Origin of the sequence: Nonlabens spongiae, assembly GCF_002117125.1 — a bacterium.
GTDB classification, from domain to species: domain Bacteria; phylum Bacteroidota; class Bacteroidia; order Flavobacteriales; family Flavobacteriaceae; genus Nonlabens; species Nonlabens spongiae.
This window is the reverse complement of the sequence record NZ_CP019344.1, coordinates 2,199,906-2,219,343: the sequence shown is the minus strand read 5'-3', so window position 1 is coordinate 2,219,343 and position 19,438 is coordinate 2,199,906. Positions and strand designations below refer to the sequence as shown.

The window sequence follows — 19,438 nt, the reverse complement described above, 5'->3', positions numbered from 1 at the left end:
ATAAGTAAGTTATATGAAGCGGTGGCTGTCATGCTTGCTTTTTTCGATATTTTTGTACTTTAATAATTAGAAATTATGGCTTTAGAAATAACAGATGCAAACTTTGAAGAAACAGTTTTGCAAAGTGATAAACCAGTAATGGTTGACTTTTGGGCAGCATGGTGTGGTCCATGTAGAATGGTAGGTCCCATCATTGATGAGGTCTCAGACGAGTATGCTGAAAAAGCAGTCGTAGGTAAGATGGATGTAGATGCAAACCAAGAATTTGCCGCTAAGTATGGCGTAAGAAACATACCTACGGTTTTGATTTTCCAAAACGGTGAAGTCGTAGGCCGCCAAGTAGGTGTAGCGCCTAAAAACGCTTATACAGAAGCACTAGATTCTCTTCTTAACTAGAAGATAGAGTTACTAAATAAAAGAAAACGGTCTCAAGTTTTATAGATTAAACTTGAGACCGTTTTTTTATGCAGTTTTTGAATCGGGTCTGCGCTCGTCCAGTAGTTCCATGGCTCTTACGGCTATAGCCTCATTGCCAGAAGATCTGAAAGCGCGGAGTACCGTAATCGAGTAATCCTTTTCCACAAATTCAATAAGGTCTAGCAATTTTAAGTTGATAGATTGATCCCCTATATCTGCCAAAGTCTTAAAACATGTTTCCTCGTTCATCAGATCTACCTTTGAGTGGTAGGCATCTGAATCCAGATCTGCATTGATGATACCGCTTTCAATGATAGGGAAAAGCAAACCTTTCAAATTACGTCCAAGCAGTCCATCTAGGTATTCCAGCGCATTTAATTTAGATTCCCTTCTATTGCTTACAAGACCACGATAGGCGATAAATACATCTTCTGGTTCATAAAAAAGAGACAGCAAGTGAAAAATGCGTTTCAAACCTTCATCCATTGCTGCTTTGATTTGATTGATCAAATGAGTACGAGCCGTTTTCTCTGGGAGTGAGATAACCTTATTTGGATTCAAGGCAGAACGCTCTATAATTTTCAGAGAAAAATAATTGTTCAAAAGCAGCTTGTGAAGATTAACCTCTTTATTCACCGCCGTACGTAATATTCTAGACCGGATTTTATAAGGGCAACCACTCTCTCGCCATTCATAGAGCAATTGGCTAGAGCGTGTCCGTGCTTTAAAATTACCATTTAAACACATTCTAACGAGTGTTCTAAAAGATCTTTCCGTTTTAATGGACGCAACTATTTCAGGAATCAAAAGCTTGACTTGAATCGATTCGTTCTGATCCAAGTATTTCCTTTCCAGTCTCGGGATGATATGGTTACCATATTTAGCTATTGCTGTTGTTACGCTTTCGCGAAAGCTGAAATCATCAAGCTCCCTGAACAGAATAGGCAAGAAGCGATCTAGGGCTAGCGTTCCAGCCGCATTAATCGCAGCAGTTTTAAGCAGCGGATTCTGGTGGTTCAGATATCTCTCAATAATGCCGTGATATCGAGAATCCTTTACAAATCCCAAAGTCTCAATCAATCGTATGATCTCAGGAATTCTTAGGTCGCTGTCAGAGCTTTCCAGCTCATCGATATAAATATTGACTCTTAGCTCAAGATTATACTTTTCGGCAAGTTTAGGATTGTCTTTTGCGTTTCTGGCGAGGGCGAGAAGAGCAGCCGTGGCTGTAAAATCATCCTCGTCGTTGAGATAGTTCTCATAAAAGTGATAGGCTATACGATCTTGGGAGATGAGATAATCCATAACCGCAATTATTAGATCATTATCACGGTATTTCAACAAATCCTGAATTTCAGGAATAGGTCTATTAGTGAGGAATTCTATATGTTCGACGGCTTTTGCCTTGATTTTCAAATTGTCATGCATCAGCAAAGCTCTGACTGGATCAACTAGGCTGGAATGTGCAACTTCTGGAACACGCTCTAGCATATTTAGAATATCCTGATCTGAACCAGTTTCAAATATTAACCGCATGTTTTTTCTGATCTGAGCAGTGGATCGCTTTCTTTTATCCAAAGCCTCGCGACTCATAATACTTTCTCTGAAAGTTCCTAGATACGTATCCCTCACGCGATAGACGATGTATACCCAAGCTACCACGAGGAAAATAATGAGTGCGGTAATGGTCTCTGAGGGTAGTTGTAAACCTCTAATGATAAAAATGAGAAACAAGCCCGCCAGACCTGTTGCAAGACTGTCCACAACCACATCAATAAAGGTTTTAGTCTTGTTTTTAACATCGCTGGGAATGGGAAGGGCTAGAAGTTCTACGGAGCTTTTGTGCAACGATTGTTTCAGGCTTCCATCCAGACCTTTCAATATTATAACAATCCATAATTCAGGGAAGACCAATAAAAGTAGGCAACAAGCAATGACCCCTAGTGGCAAAACCACAAGACTGATTCCTATGTCTGTACGTTCCAAAATATGCCGAGTAACAAATAGCTGTATACCCAGAGAAACGATGTTAAATGTAGAAAACCAAAACCCAAAAAATGCCGCCAGATCCTTAGCATCAGGTATTTGTGTGGAGGCGATATTACTAAATTGATAATCGATCAATTTTGCTACCAGCACACCTAGCCCTATGGTTGCTGCGAGAAAGGAGAGGTGCCGCGATTTGAAAATGAGATTGATACTGGACTCTGTAGAAACGGTAGCGCGCTCTTTACGTTTGTACTTGCTCAGATTTTGTACCCGATCCTTCCAGATTTTTTTAAATATAAAAACGCAAGAAGCGATCATGATACCAGCCATAACAATCAGAACGCTGTTCCCTAAACTCTGCGCAAGCAATGAAGTGAGGTAGCCTCCCACAATACCGCCTAGAATTCCGCCTGATCCTATAAGACCAAAAAGCCTCTTGGCTTCACGTACATTAAAAACAACGTTTGCCAGCACCCAGAACTGACTCGTAGCCAGTAATGCAAACATTCCTACAAATATGTAGAATAGGTAAGCGACTAGTCCACTTACTAGACCTAGAGCCACCAGGCCACCCATTATTACAAATATTCCTGAGAAGGTATATAATGTAGTCCTTATGACATGTCGCAGGGCATAACGTTCAAGTGACTTGTTATAGATATAACTTAAAATGACCGCAACAACCGCAGTAATTATGAAAGCTTCAGCGAGAGCGTCAGCGCCCAGTTCAGATAAAAAAAGCGCATTGACTGTAGGTTTAACTATCAGTAATGCGCAAATGACCAGAAAGATGTAAAAGAACATCCATAGACTTATGGAAAGCTCTCCCTCTCTTACATCAAAAAACTTATGTACCTGCTGTGATAACTGTTTCATTTGAGTCTGGGGTCGGTGCCAAAATAGCACTTTGATCCAGAGCAAGTTCGGCAGGGCGTACTAAATTTCTTATAATCTTTTCGCCATTAGGGTGTTCTACCATCGCTACAAGAATATAGTGTTTGCTACGAGCTTCATCATAAACCATAACCGAGTCACAGTGCCAGTTTCTCCAAGAGCCACTTTTTCTAAAAAGCGTCGCCTCTGGGGCGATACGGTCCAGCGTATTTACAAACTTGTGATGTAAGCTAGGATCTTTAAGATATTTAAGCATCTGCTCACTACGCTTCTCGTTAATCAGCTGGCCAGTAGCTAGTTGATAGTATAATTTTGCGACAGAACTTGTGGTGGCAGCATGGCTTAAACCTTTAAGGGGTTCAGGATTACGCTTACCCTGAGCGGCATAGCGCTTACCTACCCATAAACCACCCACGCCATCTTTATCATAAAATGGATTTTCAGGATTGCACATTAAATCTTCAATGCGTTGAAAACCAACTCGGTCGATCATTCTAGTAGACGCAGCATTGTTTGATTTTGAGATCATGAGCCACATGTCTTTCTGAATTTCTTTGGTAAACGGTAGATCGCCTTCCTCAATAGCATCAAAAGCGGCATAGAGTACCGCAATCTTGGGCATGCTGGCCGCATACATCATATGATCGCCATTTATGGCTGCATAATGTATGTCGCTCATGTCGTTGAGGTCCACAAGACTTATAGACATTCTTTTCTGTTTGATAAGAGCGCTCCATCTAGGATTTGCCATGATCTGATCTTGTAAGGCGAGCTGAAGGGCGGGATTTTGATAAGTAACTACTTCTGCTGCAAGTTCTTCACCGCCATCATCATTGCTCGTCTCAAGGTTGAGGGGGGTAGTTTTTAAGTTCGCTTTCGCGAAAGCGGATTTCAAAGGCATGCAAGTCATAAAAACAGCAATGCAAAAAACAACAGATATGTATCGATTCATAAAATTTCTTAATTTATTCACAATAGTGCATAAACGATGCCAACATACGAAATTTAGTCGCTTATTCTCAAGCATATAACGTTAAAACTCTAGTCGTATTGTATAAGTATAAAATTACATTTTACCACCATTTTGACATCCTGCAGTCCAAAAATTTTACTGTTAATATTGCACTTAGATAAATTGAACTTTTGAGCGGAATTTACATCCACATACCTTTTTGCAAACAAGCTTGCCATTATTGCGATTTTCATTTCAGCACGAGTGATAAGTACAAATCACGTATGGTAGATGCCCTAGTTAAGGAACTGAAATTGCGCAAAGATGAGCAGCCAGGAACTGTTGAGACCATATATTTTGGTGGGGGAACACCCAGTGTGCTTACCGTGGAACAGGTCGAGAGAATCATCGCCGCGGTTTACGATAATTATCAAGTGGTCTTAAATCCTGAAATTACTCTAGAAGCAAATCCAGATGATTTGACACCTGAAAAAATTGAAAACCTCTCAAGATCCTCCATAAACCGATTGTCCATAGGCGTCCAGAGCTTTTATGAACGGGATCTCAAGCTCATGAACAGGGCGCATGACCAAAATGAGGCTAGAGAATGCATTGAACTCGCCAAAAAGTCTTTTGAAAATATTTCAATCGACCTCATTTATGGAATACCTGGTTTGAGCGATGAGGAGTGGCGAGAAAATATCCAAACAGCAATTGAATTAGGAGTTCCTCACATTTCCAGCTATGCATTAACGGTAGAGGATCATACTCCGTTAAAATCTTTTATCGAAAAAGGAATTATTCCTCAAGTTAAGGATGAGACAGCACAGCGTCATTTTGATATTTTGCTGGAAGTGATGGCTGATAAAGGCTTTACAAATTATGAATTTTCAAATTTTGGGAAGCCAGGATATTTTTCAAAAAACAACACTGCGTACTGGACCGGTAAAAGTTATTTGGGAATTGGTCCCAGCGCGCACAGTTTTGATGGAAAAAGAAGAGGCTGGAACATCAACAATAATGTCAAATACATGAAGGCCATTGAGGCTGATACTTTACCTATTGAGATAGAAGAACTTTCTACCGTAGATCGTTACAATGAATATATCATGACAGGCCTGCGTACGATTTATGGTGTTTCCCTAGATAGAATCGAGCAGGATTTTGGTTTAGAATTCAAGGAATATCTTTTGTCCCAAGCACAAAACTATTTGAAAGATCACTATCTATTTTTGGATGGCGATGTTTTACAAGTCACCCGCAAAGGGAAGTTTTTAAGTGACGGTATCGCAAGTGAGCTGTTTATGTTGAATTTGAGTTAGTACGCTTTCGCGAAAGCAGAAACCATCAAAATTGTTATATCAAAAAAGCAGCCCGAAGGCTGCTCTAATGTGATTTGATAAAAGGCTAATTCTATAAATCAAAACGTACTTGAAAGTACACGTATCGTGGTAGCACAAATGTGCTGGAAGTACTGGAAACAATCTGACCAAACGAGTTGTTTACTCGAGCATCACGATCCAGTATATTTCTTGCAATCAAAGAGTATTCCCATTTTGACTCAGGCTTCTGATATCTTAATGTGGCGTTCAAGAAATCAAATGTGTTTTCAACATCTCCTGTCGCTCTGAAAATGTTATAATCATAATCTGCCTGAAGGAACCATCTTTTACCTATCTGCCAGTCTGCATCTAAGTTGATTGTATTAGTAGTGGATTCATTGGTAAACTGACCGTTGTCGTTATCAGCAAATCCCAGTGTATATCGCACATTAAAGTTCACTCCTTTTTGAAAGTTAGATCTACCGAATATGGAATAGCTATGATTAAAATTCACAGATTCTTGATTGTCACCGTTGATAACGTTATTAAAGATGTTATAAGAAGCATTTGCAGACAAGCCAGTTTGAATTTTTTTGATCTCTCTGCTGTAAGTACCACCACCAGAAAGTGATTCATTTGCAAATACAGAATTGATACTTTGACTCACAGTATTAATGCCTCTCAGAATCGTATTGCTTTGAATAGCATCTCTAGTTTTAGTGTAAGTAACGTTAGCATTTACAAACTGGTAGTTGAACATGTTGAAGTCGTTGTAACGCAATCTAATACGGTCATTTATGACGCCCTCTAGTTGATTATTTCCAACTCTCAAACCGTTGAACCCTGAAAGTATTAAACCTTCAGCGTAGGAATCTGCATCATTAAATTGAACAGTTTGATTATAATCTAAGGTTAGAGACTGCGAGCTACGTAGGTCGTATCTGATATTTAGCTCTGGTAAGACGCGCTCTGTATTGATTTTATTCTCTGAACTGTTCTGAAAGTCCTTTGTCTGAAAGCTATGCGCAATAAGACCTGGTGTAAAAGTGAATTTTCCAGTAATAAACTTATATCTAAGACCTGCATACAAATCCCTGAAATCAAAATCAACATCGTTACCTACTGTATCGCTGTCTAGTGAATTAGTTGAGCCATCGTTTAGCGTTTGAAATATGCTGGTATTGAAATCCTGACTTGATATCGTTGTACCAGTAATGACGTTAAGATTGCTTTTTTTGTTAAGCACATACCAGTAGTCCAGTTTTGCATCAAACTTATTTGTGCGTACCAGTCTGTTTTGATTAAGGATATATGGGTCGGCTTCTTCTAGTCCTAGTTCATTAAAAGGGGCAGGATCGTCTATTCCCAATAAATCTCTTGAGGCATTGAAAAATGGATCTTCTTCTTGATTTAAAAATCGAGTTTCTAAGGAAAAGACATTCTTCTCACCTAGAGTGTAATATCCATTCAAAGATTGATCAAAGGTGTAAGGATTTTGATTACGCAATTCATCAACTTCTTCAGTTCCTCTCTGCGATTGAGAAATTCTTTGGGTCATAGATTCCTCATTCGTAATACTGAATTGCCCGTCGTAGTCCAGCGTGAGATTTTCGTTTGGCTTAAAGTCTGCGCCTAGCTTAAATAATGCAGAATTTACTTCCTCTTGTGTACTTTGAGTTCGCGTTTCTTCGAGTCCACTATCGATAAAAATGTTTTGATTGATGAAAGCGGCATCAGAATCTGTTCGGTTGAAAATACCAAACGTCTTAATATCCAAAGTTTTTGAAGCGTTCCATATACTGTTGACCGCAGCAAACTTGGTTTCTACATTTGTTGCATTACTTACCTGAATAGGGGAAAAAGCGCTGGCAGTACCTACATTGATTCCGCCTCCTGTATCTTGAGTATTTCCTCTTCTGAATCCAACAAATCTGAAATAGTCTCTGCTGGTAAAAGCAGGTTGTCCTAAATTATTTAGATCAGTCAGGATGTTAACTGAAAGTTTATCACTGTAATAAAAAGCTTTAGGCTGGATAAGGTAACGCTCGTCTAATCCTCCGTAACCTACCGCGGCAGTTCCATCACCAAACCAGAAATTTTCCTTTCCTTCTTTGAGTCTAATATTTATGGCAATACGGTCTTGATCATTACCTAGGCCTTTTAACTGACCTACGTCGTTGTAGTTTCTAAGTACTTCGACTTTATCAATGGCATTTGCGGGTATGTTTTTAGTGGCTAATCGAGTATCCCCTTCAAAGAAATCCTTCCCATTTACTTTAATCTTCTCCACGGCTTTACCTTCTACTTGTACATCACCATCCTCATTGACTTCTACACCAGGTAGTTTTTGGAGTACCTCGCCCAGTTTACGCTCCGTTCCATTAGTGAAGCTATCACTGTTGTAAACGATGGTATCTCCTTTAATGGAAACGGGCATTTCATAAACGATATTGACCGCATCGAGTTCATCAGGGCCCTCTAGCAGAACATAGTTGCGCTCTAGGTCAGTTTGAATATTTTTAATGGTGTCTTCAACTGCTTTAAGGCCTAAAAAGGAAACCTTCACTACGTAGGTACTGTCTTTTTTTAGGTCCAAAAGTTGGTATCGGCCTGCATCATTTGTGATACCAAATGCACCAAGATTCTTATCTTTTTGATAGGCAATTACGTTTGCCATCTGAAGTGGTTGCCCTAGGCTGTCCACAACAACACCCGTTATTTTGACGGATTGTGCTTTGAGAGTGCCCACAAGGCAAATCAAGGCAAGGAAAATGAGTAGAGTTTTTTTCATTTTGATTTTGGGATGTAAAAAATGCGAGAACCTTTGGTTAGGTAAACGTTCTCGCACAAATGTGTGTCTTTAAATTTATCTACGGCCGCGACCACGACCTCTCCATCGCTGGCTCATTTCTTCCATTTTTTTCTTGAACATGGAATTGTATTCTTCCTCGCTTACCACTTCACCTTTTTCGGCTGGATCTATTTCTTCCTGTTCTTCAGGATTGACAACGATCTTATTGCAGAGTAGCGTAGTTCTACCCGCATTTACTTCCAGAATGAGTCCTGGTAATCCTGAATATTCTCCCGGTCCATGCTGAACTGGTATTTGTGGTGTAAACCACGCCGTAACTTGAGTAGTAGGATCTTGTTTGAAGACCTCGTCCATTTTTCCTTCCGCCAGGGCAACGCTGTCTTTCTTTTTCTCTTCGTTATTATTAGGGCGGCGGCGTCTGAAAGAGGACCAGTCCAGCTCATCATTTTTCTTTGTTCCTAAAGCTTTGATCACTTGATACTGACCTATTTGCTTTGTCTCTCCAGTGATCTTCCATTCCATTTGCTGGATTGAGTCTTTTACAAGAAACATTTTTCCAAACATGTCTCTTTGCTCCACCCATTGTCCATCAGCTAGGTTTTTATACTTGTCACCGCCCATGGCAGTTCCCATCATGTTTCCCCAGCCTCTACCGCCACCGCCTGGTGCAGATAGCTCGCGCTCCTCTTTATAAATGCTCTCATTGCGATTGAATTTGAGTACGTAGGTTTTCTCACCAAATTTTTTCATGCGCTCCTCAATTTGTTTCCTGCGCTGTGGTGACATCTCACGACCTTCTGGTAACCAGCTAGTATCCATGGTGGTTTTTGACATATAGGTAGCCTCTCCATAAAATTCTTGAGCGACTCCACTCAAGCTCACGATCAAGGCAAAAATTGAAACTAGAAATCTCATAATTGATTTTCTTTAAAATATGATTTGCATATGCGCCTATGAGACTGTTTAAGCTGTAAATAGTTTCGTTAGTTAACTTTATTTTAACTTATCCGCCAAAGAATACTCCACCGCCTTTTTTGCTTTTGAACCGCTCCATCAGTTCTTTCTGCTTTTTGTCACGTAGCTCTCTGAATTCTTCTAAACCTATTTTCTTGCCTGATTTAGGTTCTTTCAATTCGAATTTTTCTGGATTGAGCTCGATCTTGCTGCATAGAATCACCGTGTTACCTTCATTAAGTTCTAAGATGAGACCTGGTAACCCGTGGTATTTTCCAGGACCATTGCTTACTGGAATCTGGGGTGTGAACCATGCTGTAGTTTCTTTTGCCTCTACCTCGATCATACTGAAGAGTCCATCGTTCTCTCCATTTTCTTCTTTTTTCTTGGCTTCTTCTTCCTTTTTCTTTTCCTCTGCGAGTTCTTCTTCGGTTTTAGGCTTAGGTTTGAGCACAGCTTTGATTGCCATATAATTTCCTATTTGCTTGGTCTCGCCAGTCACTTCCCAGTTGAATTCTTCCAGCTCATCAGTAATGAGAAATTCTTTGGTCATGATCTGGTCCTCGCGCTTAAAAACCCCTTCTTTTAGGTTTTTATAGGTAGTTCCATAGGTTCCACCACCGCCAGTTATCTGGATGGTTATTCCTGAACTGGGCTTTGGTTTTGCGAGCTCTTCCACTTTCTCATAAAGTGATTCGTCTTTGGTGAAGCTTAAGGTGAATTCTGCTTGTCCGGCACTTTCCAGCGCTTTTTTCATGGCGGCCTGCATCTCTGGACTCATTTTGGAATTGGCTTTGGCTTTTTCCTCGCTGTCACCATCTTTCTCTTTTTCTTTGAAGATCATTTTGCTTTGGTAAGTAGCAACTCCTTTGAAGTCTTGTTGTGCTTGTGCTGTTTCCGCTTTCGCGAAAGCGAGAACAAAACAAATCAAACTAAGTAGTAAATTATTCATGATGTTTGTTTTTTGATGATTCAAAGATGAGAGGATTCTGAATACAAACGAGTTAAGCAGGGTTAACATCTGTTAAGCCGTTTTTTACAATGCTGAAATAGGCGCACCTTTGAAATATGAGAGACCGTAAATACATGTACTTGCTTGTTTTGATCACGTTTGTGATTTTGACAACGTTATGCATACAACTTTACTGGAATTATAAAACTTATAGGGAATCTGAACAGCAACTGGTCACAGATGTCCAGTCTACACTAGATCAAAGCGTGGATCAGTACTTCACCAAAAAGGCAAAGGACAATACGCTTGGGATTTTTTTTGAGGGAAGTCTTAAGGAAGGAGCAATAGATGACGTCTTTGAACAAATCGATCTAGCAAATGAAGAAAACGGCGGTAAAGCTGCAACGCTGAAAGGTATAAGATTTGAAAGCAGACAAGGTCTGACCGTTTTAAAGGGAGCTGATATGGATTCTCTGAAAAAGTTTCAGGAACGGTTTAAACAAACAAGAGAAAATGAGCTTGAGAGTTTCGGTCTACCCATTATTAATGAAGACAGTTCTCAAGTAAAAAGGGATAGTTTTTTAGAAAGTTTCGGGTACACCAAAACCGATATAAACGAGGAAACAGGTGATACTATTGTTACCAGTTTTGTACCTGAGGTGACCAGTCAAGAGCAGACTGCCAGACTTCAAGAAGAGCTGACCAGCCTGACCAGTCGTATCGTGGTTAGCATGACCGACGATACCGTCGATCTAGCAGTTATTGATAGCATTTTTCACAGCAATTTGAAAAGTAAGAAAATTGATCTTGATTACACGCTGGTTGCTAATGATGAAAAAAGCGAAAACGATCTTAAAATAGACCCTCTAACCGAGCTTCCATTTAGTGCCAAAGCAAATAGCAGCCTCCTAAAGAAAAATCAAGAGGTCATTGTAAACTATGGAAATCTCACCATGCAGATTTTAAAACGAAATCTAACTGGGATTCTCTTGAGCTTTTTGCTGGTAGGGAGTGTTATTTTTTGTTTGTTTTATTTATTGGTTGTGATCAACAATCAGAAGGAGCTGAGCCGCATGAAAAATGATTTGATCTCAAACATCACTCATGAGTTCAAAACGCCTATAGCAACTGCTGGAGCTGCACTTGAGGGAGTGCAAAGTTTTACAGACAGTGGCGATGTGGAGAAAACAAATAGGTATCTCGCCATGGGGCGCGACCAGTTGACTAAACTCAACATCATGGTAGAAAAATTGCTTGAAACGGCAACGCTGGACAGTAAGGATCTTGCCCTGCAAAAAAGCCATACAGATCTTGAGGAGTTACTCACTTTGATCACGCACCGCTTTTCCAGCCAGACCACAAAAGAAATTACGTTCTCTAACCATCTTGTAAAAGAAGCCTCCATCATGGCCGATGCTTTTCATCTTGAAAACGCCATCAACAATCTGGTTGATAATGCGATTAAATATGGAGGTGACCGCATTACCATCACACTAGCCCAATCAGATGCTCAATTTTTGATCAACGTGACCGATAATGGATCTGGTCTCGACGCAAAACACGCTAAGCGTATCTTTGATAAATTCTACCGTGTAGGAAGCGGTAACCAGCATAATGTGAAAGGTTTTGGTATCGGATTATTCTATACTAAAGCCATTATTGAAAAACACAACGGGACCATAGAACTGGAGACTAAACCTAACACCAATTTCAAAATAACCTTGCCCTATGAATAATGAAGCAATAGACATTATCCTCGCAGAAGATGAACCGGCACTAGGTATGATCGTAAAAGAAAGCCTTGAAACCAGGGGTTTTAAAGTACGCTTGTGCAATGATGGGGCAAAGGCCTATAAAGCATTTGAAGAGAGCCAGCCGCATGCACTGGTACTGGATGTGATGATGCCAGAGCTGGACGGTTTTTCACTCGCTAAAAAGATCAGACTAGAAAATGAGCAGATCCCAATCATCTTCTTGACTGCAAAATCCCAAACCGAAGATGTTTTGGAAGGCTTTGATGTAGGTGGGAACGATTATCTCAAAAAGCCGTTTTCCATGGAAGAGTTGATCGTGCGCATCAAAAACCTACTCAACAGACAAGAAGTTCAAAAAACGGCTGCCATTTATGCGATAGGAGATTACAGCTTCAACTTTCCCAAACAACGACTAACTTACAAGGATGATGAAGAAGTAAAACTCACCCACCGTGAATCGCATTTGCTGTACCACCTCTTGCAAAAGAAAAACAAAGTACTCGATCGCAGCTTCGTCCTCAAAAAACTCTGGGGTAATGATGATTTCTTCTCTGGGCGCAGCATGGATGTTTTTGTTACGCGCCTTCGTAAAAAATTGGCCAAAGATGACCGCATCGAGATCATCAACGTGCGTGGGTATGGCTATAAATTAATGGTGCCTTAGAATTTGTTATAGCTAACTTGCCAACTATCCGTGTTGGTATGTCTCAATACGGAGTGGGGAAGCTTGATTCAACCCTGATCAAACCTCCGAGGTTTTGCCCTAAAGAGACTGCGAGCTTTACCGGTCAAGTCTGGTTCGTAACATTGAACCAAACCTCGGAGGTTTAACTGAAACTATTATTCCTCTCGGATTCTTTGGAAACATCCCAAGAAAAATACTTGGCATGTCCACTTACTTTAATTATTTCAATAATCATCTGATTTAATCGTTGTACTTTTCAGCGATGCGTTGGATTTCAGTTTTTCTCGTACTTACCTGCTTCTGCACCCGGGCTCAATCAAACTTTTTTGCCTTAAAGGCAGATGATTTCTACGGCGTGGATGATTTTGAAGCGCTTTATTACTCTGTGAACAACACATTGTATAAGCAGGTGGGCAAGCAGCGGTTGCAGTTCTACGACGTTCAGTTGGGCGATCTTACTACCGTGGATTTGATCAATCCTTTGAAGATCTTATTGTTTTATAAAGACACGCAAACCGTGGTGCTTCTGGACAATCGCATGAACGAGAACCAACGCATTGTCTTAAGTGATTTGGAACCCTACCGTTACATTGAGCACGTGCGGTTAGCGGGTGAGCGTCGGCTATGGTTGCATGACTTAGATCAGAACAGGTTGCAGCTCTTCAATTATGTGAACAACACGGTTGTCGTTTCTACGCCCACCATGAAGGTCACCGTGGACCGCTTGCATACAGACTATAATTTTTGCCATGTAAAATCGGCGGGTGCGGTGCATAGCTACAACAGTTACGGCAGCCGTACAGGAGTTCTTGCCATTGATCAATCAGATCATGTAGCTTATGATTTTGAGCAACTTATAGTCATTCATGAAGATGAGGTTATAGGTTATGTTTTTGGAAAGGATTTCCGCTTTCGCGAAAGCGGAACTAAAACAAGCCTCAACGATGCACAAGAGGTCAAATCCTTGTATCTAAAGGCTGGAAAACTTTATATTTGGGACGGTAAAAAAATCACGATTTACCCGCTTAATCCAGAGAAAGACTAGATATGCACGTTGCCATTGCAGGAAATATAGGGGCTGGCAAGACGACCCTCACAAAACTACTTGCCAAACACTACAAATGGAGTCCTCAATTTGAGGACGTGCTGGAAAATCCCTACCTCGAGGATTTTTACACAGACATGGAGCGCTGGTCTTTTAATCTACAAGTCTACTTTCTGAACAGCCGTTTCCGCCAGGTGCTTGAAATACGTGAGAGTGGCAAGAAGATCATTCAAGATCGCACGATCTATGAGGATGCCAATATTTTTGCGCCTAACCTACACGCGATGGGATTATTGTCTCAGCGCGATTTTGATAATTATAGTTCGCTTTTTGAACTCATGGAAAAACTCGTAGCAGCTCCAGATCTTTTGATCTACCTGCGCAGTTCCATCGCCAATCTTGTGAGCCAAATACACAAGCGCGGTCGTGATTATGAAAATACGATCAGCATCGACTACCTGAGTCGCCTTAATGAGCGTTATGAAGCCTGGATTCACGGGTACGATAAGGGGAATCTACTCATCATTGATGTGGACAACATCGACTTTGTGAACAACCCTGAAGACCTGGGTGGTATCATCAACAAGATCGATGCAGAGATGGGCGGGCTTTTTTCCTAGTCTATTCTGGAAAACAAATGGTCGCTGAGCGGAGCCGAAGCGCCGTTTGCTTGATTTGTTATTTCACCCGGGTGTCTGAGCGCAATCAAAGTCACCTCAAATATTCTTAGTATCCAACCTTTTTCCGCACGCGCTTAAGAACCTCATTTGCGATACCAGAAGCCTTTTCAGCGCCTCGAGCAAGTGCTTCATCGATCTCGTGCTTATTTTCCATAAAGTGGTTGTATTTGCTTCTGGCTTCTGAAAAACGTTCCACTATGGCTTCAAATAACGCTTGTTTTGCATGCCCGTATCCATAATTACCAGCAAGGTAATTGGATCGCATTTCATTCACTTTTTCAGCTGATGCAATGATCTTGTAGAGTGCAAAAACATTACAGGTGTCTGGATTTTTAGGCTCTTCAAGCGGCGTGCTGTCGGTCTCGATGGACATACATTGCCTGCGAAGTTTTCTATCGGTTTGGAAAATGTCGATGATATTTCCTTTGGACTTACTCATTTTGTCACCATCAGTACCTGGAATGAGCATGGTGTTTTTCTGAATTTCTGCTTGTGGTTCAACAAAAGTTTCTCCCATCTGGTGATTGAAGCGACCCGCAACATCTCTTGTAATTTCAATATGTTGAAGCTGATCCTTGCCGACCGGAACGACCTCTGCATCATACAAAAGAATATCTGCAGCCATGAGCATGGGATAGGTAAATAATCCCGCATTTACATCAGACAAACGATCGCTTTTATCCTTAAAACTATGTGCCAGCGTCAATCGCTGGTAAGGATAATAACAAGCTAGATACCAGTTCAATTCTGTCACTTGTGGCACATCACTTTGTCTGTAAAAAGTACTTTTTTCTACATCAAGGCCACAGGCAAGCCATGCCGCTGCAGTAGAATAGGTATTTTCTCTGAGCGTTTTCCCATCTTTTATCTGGGTAAGGGAATGCAAGTCTGCAATGAACAAAAAGGAGTCGTTTTCTGCTTTCTTAGACATTTCAATTGCCGGAATGATCGCACCTAATAAATTCCCTAGATGCGGTGTTCCTGTAGATTGTATCCCTGTGAGTATTCTTGCCATAGCTGTTTAGAATTGGTGCAAAAATAAGGTAGATGTAATGAAGATTTATGCTGGCTTAGTGCTAGTCAGGTATGACCAATTTTCACGTCTCAATCATCATGATGCTCCATCTCATTCCCAAAGGGTTTCCAAATGATACCAGCACTAAAAATAAAACCATCATTAGGTGCATAGAGCTCATTAAATTGAGGATTTGTTAATGTGCCTTCTACCACTGGTGAAAACCGATCTTGTCTGCGATCGGTAAAGTTTTCAAAGTTGATGTAAAGACCACCCCATTCAAAATTTCGCATGGCTAGAAAGCCTAGGGTTATAAAATCCTCAGATTCTGTTCCGTTAAAAAGCAACTGTTTTCCCCAGTAATAAGATTCAAATCCTAGACGCCACTCGGGAGTTTCATACATCACGATATTTCCAGCACTGTGTCTTGCCGTGAGCGGTATTTGAGGATTGCCATCTAAATAATTAAGCTGCGTATCGATAAAGGCATAATTCAAAAACCATTTAAAATCACCAAACTTGATCTTTACATTAGTTTCTGCTCCACGGCTCATGGTTAAATCTGGGGCGTTTCTGTATTCTAAAAACCCATTATCTGTGCTATTGAGTGTCAATCCGTTTTCGATAGCTGTTAAATAGAACAATTGATTGATGGAAAGCGTAGTTCTACCTCCTAGCGAAAATTTATAGTCAAAATCCAAATTGACTCCATAGCTTGTTTCAGCTTCCAACTGATTTTTATCAATACCTAATACGTTTTGAAAATTGACACGCTCAGCATCTTCAGTGAAAATATCAGGAATCTTATACCCTAATCCACCACCTAACCGACTAGTGAAAGCTCCATCGCTTTTGTAAAGTAGGGAAACTCTTGGAAGTGCAAAAACGCCCCAATCTACTGCGTAATCAGTTCTGAATCCCGTTTCAAGTATAAAATGCTCATTAAGATCATGCACATTATTTATAAACGCACCGATGGTGGTATCGTTTTGATCTCTAGGTGATTGTGTGTCTTGCTCGTCAAAGCTGCTCGTATAAAGATTAGTTCCAAAAACCCAGTCGGTGCGGTTTGTTGAAAGTGTGTAGCTCGCTTCGGTAAATGAATTAATCTGGGTTCCAGTAAATTGGTAATTTCTGGTATGAAGATCTCTATCAAAATGATTGATGCTGTTTTTAACTTCGAGCGATGAGCGGTCTGAAAATGATGTTCTGAAACTTGCTTGAGAACTCAATCTACGAGAGATGTTATGTTCTTTGTAGGTGTTAGCATCATTGTCGATAGCTTCTATACTTCCACCTAATCGATCATCAAAAGTTCCATTCAAACCTAACCAAAATGTAGTCCGATTTGATGGATAATAAAATAGGCGTGGGTTCACGGTAATCGTCTTAGTTTCTGGTAGGTTTGAAAAACCATTATCATCGGGATCATAGGCTTTCTGTAAGTTTCCAGATGCAAAAAGAGTCGTTCCCCAGCGATCATTACGTTTAGAGTAAAATGTATTTACTGTAGCTCCAGAAGCCTGTGTTCCCACCAGCATCAAATCAAGTTCTGCCTCTCTTTGTGGTCGTTTGGACTGCATATTTACAAGTCCCGCAATGGCCCCACCTCCATAAAGCGTGGAAGAGCTTCCTTTGATAATTTCAAATTGGGCAAGATCAAGAGGTGGTATTTGCATAATACTCAAACCTCCTGCAAAGCCTCCTTATAAGGGAAAACCATCTTTGAGCAACTGTGTGTAACGGCCATCAAGCCCCTGAATCCTTATAACTTGGTTGGCACTACTTTGAGAGGTTTGTTGCATTTGAATTCCTGTACTTTCCCTTAAAACCATAGAAATATTTGTGCTGTTCATCAATGCTTTTTCTATCAGTTCCTCACCACCTATGAACTCAACCCTAGTAGGAGTTCTCGCAAAAGTTCTAGTGCCTCGAGTGGACTGAATGACGATTTCGGACAGCGCATTTTCCTCAGGTTGGAGTAGAATTTCAATCCGATTTTTTTGTGAGAGATCTACATCGGTCATGTAGGTTTTATAACCTATGTAGCTTATTTGCAACTCAAATGTCTGTTTGTTTAGATTGCTAAAGGTAGCTTCACCAGAAACATTAGTTGTTGTTCCTGTTTCTAGTTCTGGAATATAAATACTCGCTCCTAGTATGGGTTGTTGATCAGTAGCGTCTTTAACGCTGATATATAAGTTGTTAGATTGATTTGAATCAGCTTGAGTATGAACTGGAGTTGCATTGATAAGTAAGTGAAACATGCATAAGCTGATCCATATGATTTTAGAATATCGCATAGATTGAGATGCCTGCAAAGGCATTTTTTTAATAAGAAATAAAAAATGAATGAATCTCTAGTTTAATTTGAAATAGCTAGAAATTGAGCAATCGGTTAATTTAACTATGCGAATTGGGGAGGTTGAAGAAGGCCAGAAATAAATTGGCTGGGTAAATCTATTTCGATGGCATCAGACCTTTCAAGCAAAAAGAATTCAATTATGGGGTTTGAAATCGTAGTTTCTGTTGTGCTGAAAGAAACAATTAGGCAACAACTACAAGCGCAGATAGAAGAGCAAGGATCGCCATTTTTGTTACTGTCATCATGATCTCCACAGTGTTCTATAACCACATCCTGGCCTGCAGATTCATCCTGACAGTAACTTAAACTTTGACCTAGTAGAAAAATAGATATGATAAATACTAGAAACTTCACGGTGCAAATATATCTAGATTGAGTTTAAACCTCTCTCGGAATAAACTCTAATTTGTGGAATTGATTAATAAAACTTTAAAGCTAAACCTCCCTACTATGCAAAATTCTCGTCAGTCCTATCGCTAGATCGCTTAGTACTACTTTCCCGCTAGCATTGCGGTCTATGTGATAAATAGCAGTATTGATTTGCTCATATACTTCTACCGCTCTGTTTCCAGATACAAAAGGTGCAAATTTGGCAAGCTCAAAATTATTTCCAGGTTTTAAATAAACCGCTTCATGAGCTTTATAATTCAGCAACATTGCCTGGCGGAAGAACTCTAAACAATAATTCAAAAAACGTTTTTGTGTTTCTCGGTTAAGGCTGGCGATGTCATTTGCCCAGTTGAGTAACTCGGTTATGGCGCTCGGTTTTTTCTTAGCTTGAAACGCTGTACGCACCCATGTGATGAACCACTTTTCAAATTCAAGATCCTCACTGCTTTGCTCATGTAGTTGGAGGGCTTTTTGAAAGTCGCCATTACTTTGACGCGCTACCGTTTGAGCACTTGAAGCACTCATGCCTAGACGCTCTACCAGTCCATTTGCAATGTCTGCCGTACTTAATTTGGGAACATGAAGAATCTGGCAACGGGATTTAATGGTATTCAATATGCGCTCCTCGTCTTCTGCTAGCAAAAGGATAATAGTACCGGTAGGCGGCTCTTCAATGATTTTGAGTAATTTATTGGCAGCCTCTGTATTCATTTTATCGGCGCCCCAAACGATGAGGATTTTATTCCCGCCTTCATAAGATTTGAGGCTCAATTTTTTCATGATCGCCTGCGCTTCTACAACTCTTATTTCAGCATTTTTTTTCTCAATCCCACTTTTTTCATACCAGTCTTGAAGTGCACCGTAAGGTGACTCGGTTAAGAACTCGCGCCATTCTGCGATGAACTGATCAGAAGTAGGTTTTGAACCTGAAGCAGGAGTAGATGCCACGGGAAATGAAAAATGCAGATCTGGATGCATGATGCGATCCATTTGCACATCGCAGTTTTCATTGCCTTGAGAACAAAGCACGTTGCGCGCATAAGCTATAGCGAGTGGTAAGACTCCACTACCGGTGCGTCCTACAAAAAGCTGGGCGTGGGCAATACGATCATTCTCGACCGTGGTCTGCAAGTGCTTTTTGACATAATCGAGACCTATGATCTGGGAGTAGCGCATGCTGCAAATATAAGAACCCATATAAGCTTTATATTT

The 19,438-nt window shown here is 40.5% G+C and carries 16 protein-coding genes; 7 read left to right on the top strand and 9 right to left on the bottom strand.

The window, feature by feature from the left end:
• Positions 1–75 precede the first annotated feature (75 nt).
• Positions 76–396 carry a thioredoxin gene (trxA, locus tag BST97_RS10220; RefSeq protein WP_085767140.1) on the top strand — a complete coding sequence of 107 codons (321 nt, stop codon included), beginning with the start codon at positions 76–78 and terminating at the stop codon, positions 394–396.
• A gap of 66 nt (positions 397–462) precedes the next feature.
• On the opposite strand, the gene BST97_RS10215 is transcribed toward trxA, so the two are convergent.
• A complete protein-coding gene (locus BST97_RS10215) occupies positions 463–3,282 on the bottom strand; it encodes an Npt1/Npt2 family nucleotide transporter (protein WP_085767139.1) in 2,820 nt (939 codons plus the stop codon).
• The gene (locus BST97_RS10210; protein ID WP_085767138.1) at positions 3,254–4,201 is read right to left on the bottom strand and encodes a serine hydrolase; all 948 of its coding nucleotides are present in this window, start codon (positions 4,199–4,201) and stop codon (positions 3,254–3,256) included. Before BST97_RS10210 ends, BST97_RS10215 begins: the two co-directional genes overlap by 29 nt.
• 242 nt (positions 4,202–4,443) lie before the next feature.
• Here BST97_RS10210 and hemW point away from each other — a divergent pair, with 242 nt between their 5' ends.
• Positions 4,444–5,574: a radical SAM family heme chaperone HemW gene (gene hemW, locus BST97_RS10205; RefSeq protein ID WP_085767137.1), complete on the top strand. Its 1,131-nt coding sequence runs from the start codon at positions 4,444–4,446 to the stop codon at positions 5,572–5,574.
• A 91-nt stretch (positions 5,575–5,665) separates the two neighbouring features.
• Here the strand turns inward: hemW and BST97_RS10200 are convergent, their stop codons facing one another.
• From BST97_RS10200 to BST97_RS10190, 3 genes are all read right to left on the bottom strand, one after another.
• Complete coding sequence (locus tag BST97_RS10200) at positions 5,666–8,365, bottom strand: carboxypeptidase regulatory-like domain-containing protein (RefSeq protein WP_085767136.1); 2,700 nt, start codon at positions 8,363–8,365, stop codon at positions 5,666–5,668.
• A gap of 75 nt (positions 8,366–8,440) precedes the next feature.
• Positions 8,441–9,301, bottom strand: coding sequence for a GLPGLI family protein (locus BST97_RS10195; RefSeq protein WP_085767135.1), 861 nt, complete (start codon positions 9,299–9,301; stop codon positions 8,441–8,443).
• Positions 9,302–9,389: 88 nt separating this feature from the next.
• Positions 9,390–10,292 carry a GLPGLI family protein gene (locus BST97_RS10190; RefSeq protein ID WP_169711563.1) on the bottom strand — a complete coding sequence of 301 codons (903 nt, stop codon included), beginning with the start codon at positions 10,290–10,292 and terminating at the stop codon, positions 9,390–9,392.
• 116 nt (positions 10,293–10,408) lie between these two features.
• Here BST97_RS10190 and BST97_RS10185 point away from each other — a divergent pair, with 116 nt between their 5' ends.
• From BST97_RS10185 to BST97_RS10170, 4 genes are all read left to right on the top strand, one after another.
• On the top strand, positions 10,409–12,028 hold the full coding sequence (locus BST97_RS10185) for a sensor histidine kinase (protein WP_085767133.1): 1,620 nt from the start codon (positions 10,409–10,411) through the stop codon (positions 12,026–12,028).
• On the top strand, positions 12,021–12,710 hold the full coding sequence (locus BST97_RS10180) for a response regulator transcription factor (protein ID WP_085767132.1): 690 nt from the start codon (positions 12,021–12,023) through the stop codon (positions 12,708–12,710). Before BST97_RS10185 ends, BST97_RS10180 begins: the two co-directional genes overlap by 8 nt.
• A 283-nt stretch (positions 12,711–12,993) precedes the next feature.
• A complete protein-coding gene (locus BST97_RS10175) occupies positions 12,994–13,776 on the top strand; it encodes a hypothetical protein (RefSeq protein WP_085767131.1) in 783 nt (260 codons plus the stop codon).
• Between the two features lie 2 nt (positions 13,777–13,778).
• On the top strand, positions 13,779–14,396 hold the full coding sequence (locus BST97_RS10170) for a deoxynucleoside kinase (protein ID WP_085767130.1): 618 nt from the start codon (positions 13,779–13,781) through the stop codon (positions 14,394–14,396).
• 106 nt (positions 14,397–14,502) lie between these two features.
• Here BST97_RS10170 and trpS read toward each other — a convergent pair whose 3' ends face one another.
• From trpS to BST97_RS16150, 3 genes are all read right to left on the bottom strand, one after another.
• Positions 14,503–15,471 (bottom strand): tryptophan--tRNA ligase, encoded by a 969-nt coding sequence (gene trpS, locus BST97_RS10165; RefSeq protein WP_085767129.1) that lies wholly within the window; start codon positions 15,469–15,471, stop codon positions 14,503–14,505.
• An 89-nt stretch (positions 15,472–15,560) separates the two neighbouring features.
• On the bottom strand, positions 15,561–17,150 hold the full coding sequence (locus BST97_RS10160) for a TonB-dependent receptor plug domain-containing protein (protein ID WP_245833545.1): 1,590 nt from the start codon (positions 17,148–17,150) through the stop codon (positions 15,561–15,563).
• Between the two features lie 27 nt (positions 17,151–17,177).
• Complete coding sequence (locus tag BST97_RS16150; protein WP_245833543.1) at positions 17,178–17,738, bottom strand: carboxypeptidase-like regulatory domain-containing protein; 561 nt, start codon at positions 17,736–17,738, stop codon at positions 17,178–17,180.
• Between the two features lie 201 nt (positions 17,739–17,939).
• Between BST97_RS16150 and BST97_RS15820 the strand changes: the two genes are divergently transcribed.
• Positions 17,940–18,083, top strand: coding sequence for a hypothetical protein (locus tag BST97_RS15820; RefSeq protein WP_157111605.1), 144 nt, complete (start codon positions 17,940–17,942; stop codon positions 18,081–18,083).
• Between the two features lie 188 nt (positions 18,084–18,271).
• On the opposite strand, the gene BST97_RS10150 is transcribed toward BST97_RS15820, so the two are convergent.
• A complete protein-coding gene (locus tag BST97_RS10150) occupies positions 18,272–19,423 on the bottom strand; it encodes a DNA polymerase III subunit (protein WP_245833541.1) in 1,152 nt (383 codons plus the stop codon).
• Positions 19,424–19,438 lie beyond the last annotated feature (15 nt).

Excerpts from the sequence above, each read along its gene's own strand:
- BST97_RS10170 (WP_085767130.1), top strand. The coding sequence starts at position 13,779 with ATGCACGTTGCCATTGCAGGAAATATAGGGGCTGGCAAGACGACCCTC.
- trpS (WP_085767129.1), bottom strand. The coding sequence starts at position 15,471 with ATGGCAAGAATACTCACAGGGATACAATCTACAGGAACACCGCATCTA.
- BST97_RS10195 (WP_085767135.1), bottom strand. The coding sequence starts at position 9,301 with ATGAGATTTCTAGTTTCAATTTTTGCCTTGATCGTGAGCTTGAGTGGA.
- BST97_RS15820 (WP_157111605.1), top strand. The coding sequence starts at position 17,940 with ATGGCATCAGACCTTTCAAGCAAAAAGAATTCAATTATGGGGTTTGAA.
- BST97_RS10200 (WP_085767136.1), bottom strand. The coding sequence starts at position 8,365 with ATGAAAAAAACTCTACTCATTTTCCTTGCCTTGATTTGCCTTGTGGGC.
- BST97_RS10180 (WP_085767132.1), top strand. The coding sequence starts at position 12,021 with ATGAATAATGAAGCAATAGACATTATCCTCGCAGAAGATGAACCGGCA.
- BST97_RS10185 (WP_085767133.1), top strand. The coding sequence starts at position 10,409 with ATGAGAGACCGTAAATACATGTACTTGCTTGTTTTGATCACGTTTGTG.
- BST97_RS16150 (WP_245833543.1), bottom strand. The coding sequence starts at position 17,738 with ATGTTTCACTTACTTATCAATGCAACTCCAGTTCATACTCAAGCTGAT.
- BST97_RS10160 (WP_245833545.1), bottom strand. The coding sequence starts at position 17,150 with ATGCAAATACCACCTCTTGATCTTGCCCAATTTGAAATTATCAAAGGA.
- BST97_RS10190 (WP_169711563.1), bottom strand. The coding sequence starts at position 10,292 with ATGAATAATTTACTACTTAGTTTGATTTGTTTTGTTCTCGCTTTCGCG.
- BST97_RS10215 (WP_085767139.1), bottom strand. The coding sequence starts at position 3,282 with ATGAAACAGTTATCACAGCAGGTACATAAGTTTTTTGATGTAAGAGAG.
- BST97_RS10150 (WP_245833541.1), bottom strand. The coding sequence starts at position 19,423 with ATGGGTTCTTATATTTGCAGCATGCGCTACTCCCAGATCATAGGTCTC.
- BST97_RS10210 (WP_085767138.1), bottom strand. The coding sequence starts at position 4,201 with ATGCCTTTGAAATCCGCTTTCGCGAAAGCGAACTTAAAAACTACCCCC.
- BST97_RS10175 (WP_085767131.1), top strand. The coding sequence starts at position 12,994 with ATGCGTTGGATTTCAGTTTTTCTCGTACTTACCTGCTTCTGCACCCGG.
- trxA (WP_085767140.1), top strand. The coding sequence starts at position 76 with ATGGCTTTAGAAATAACAGATGCAAACTTTGAAGAAACAGTTTTGCAA.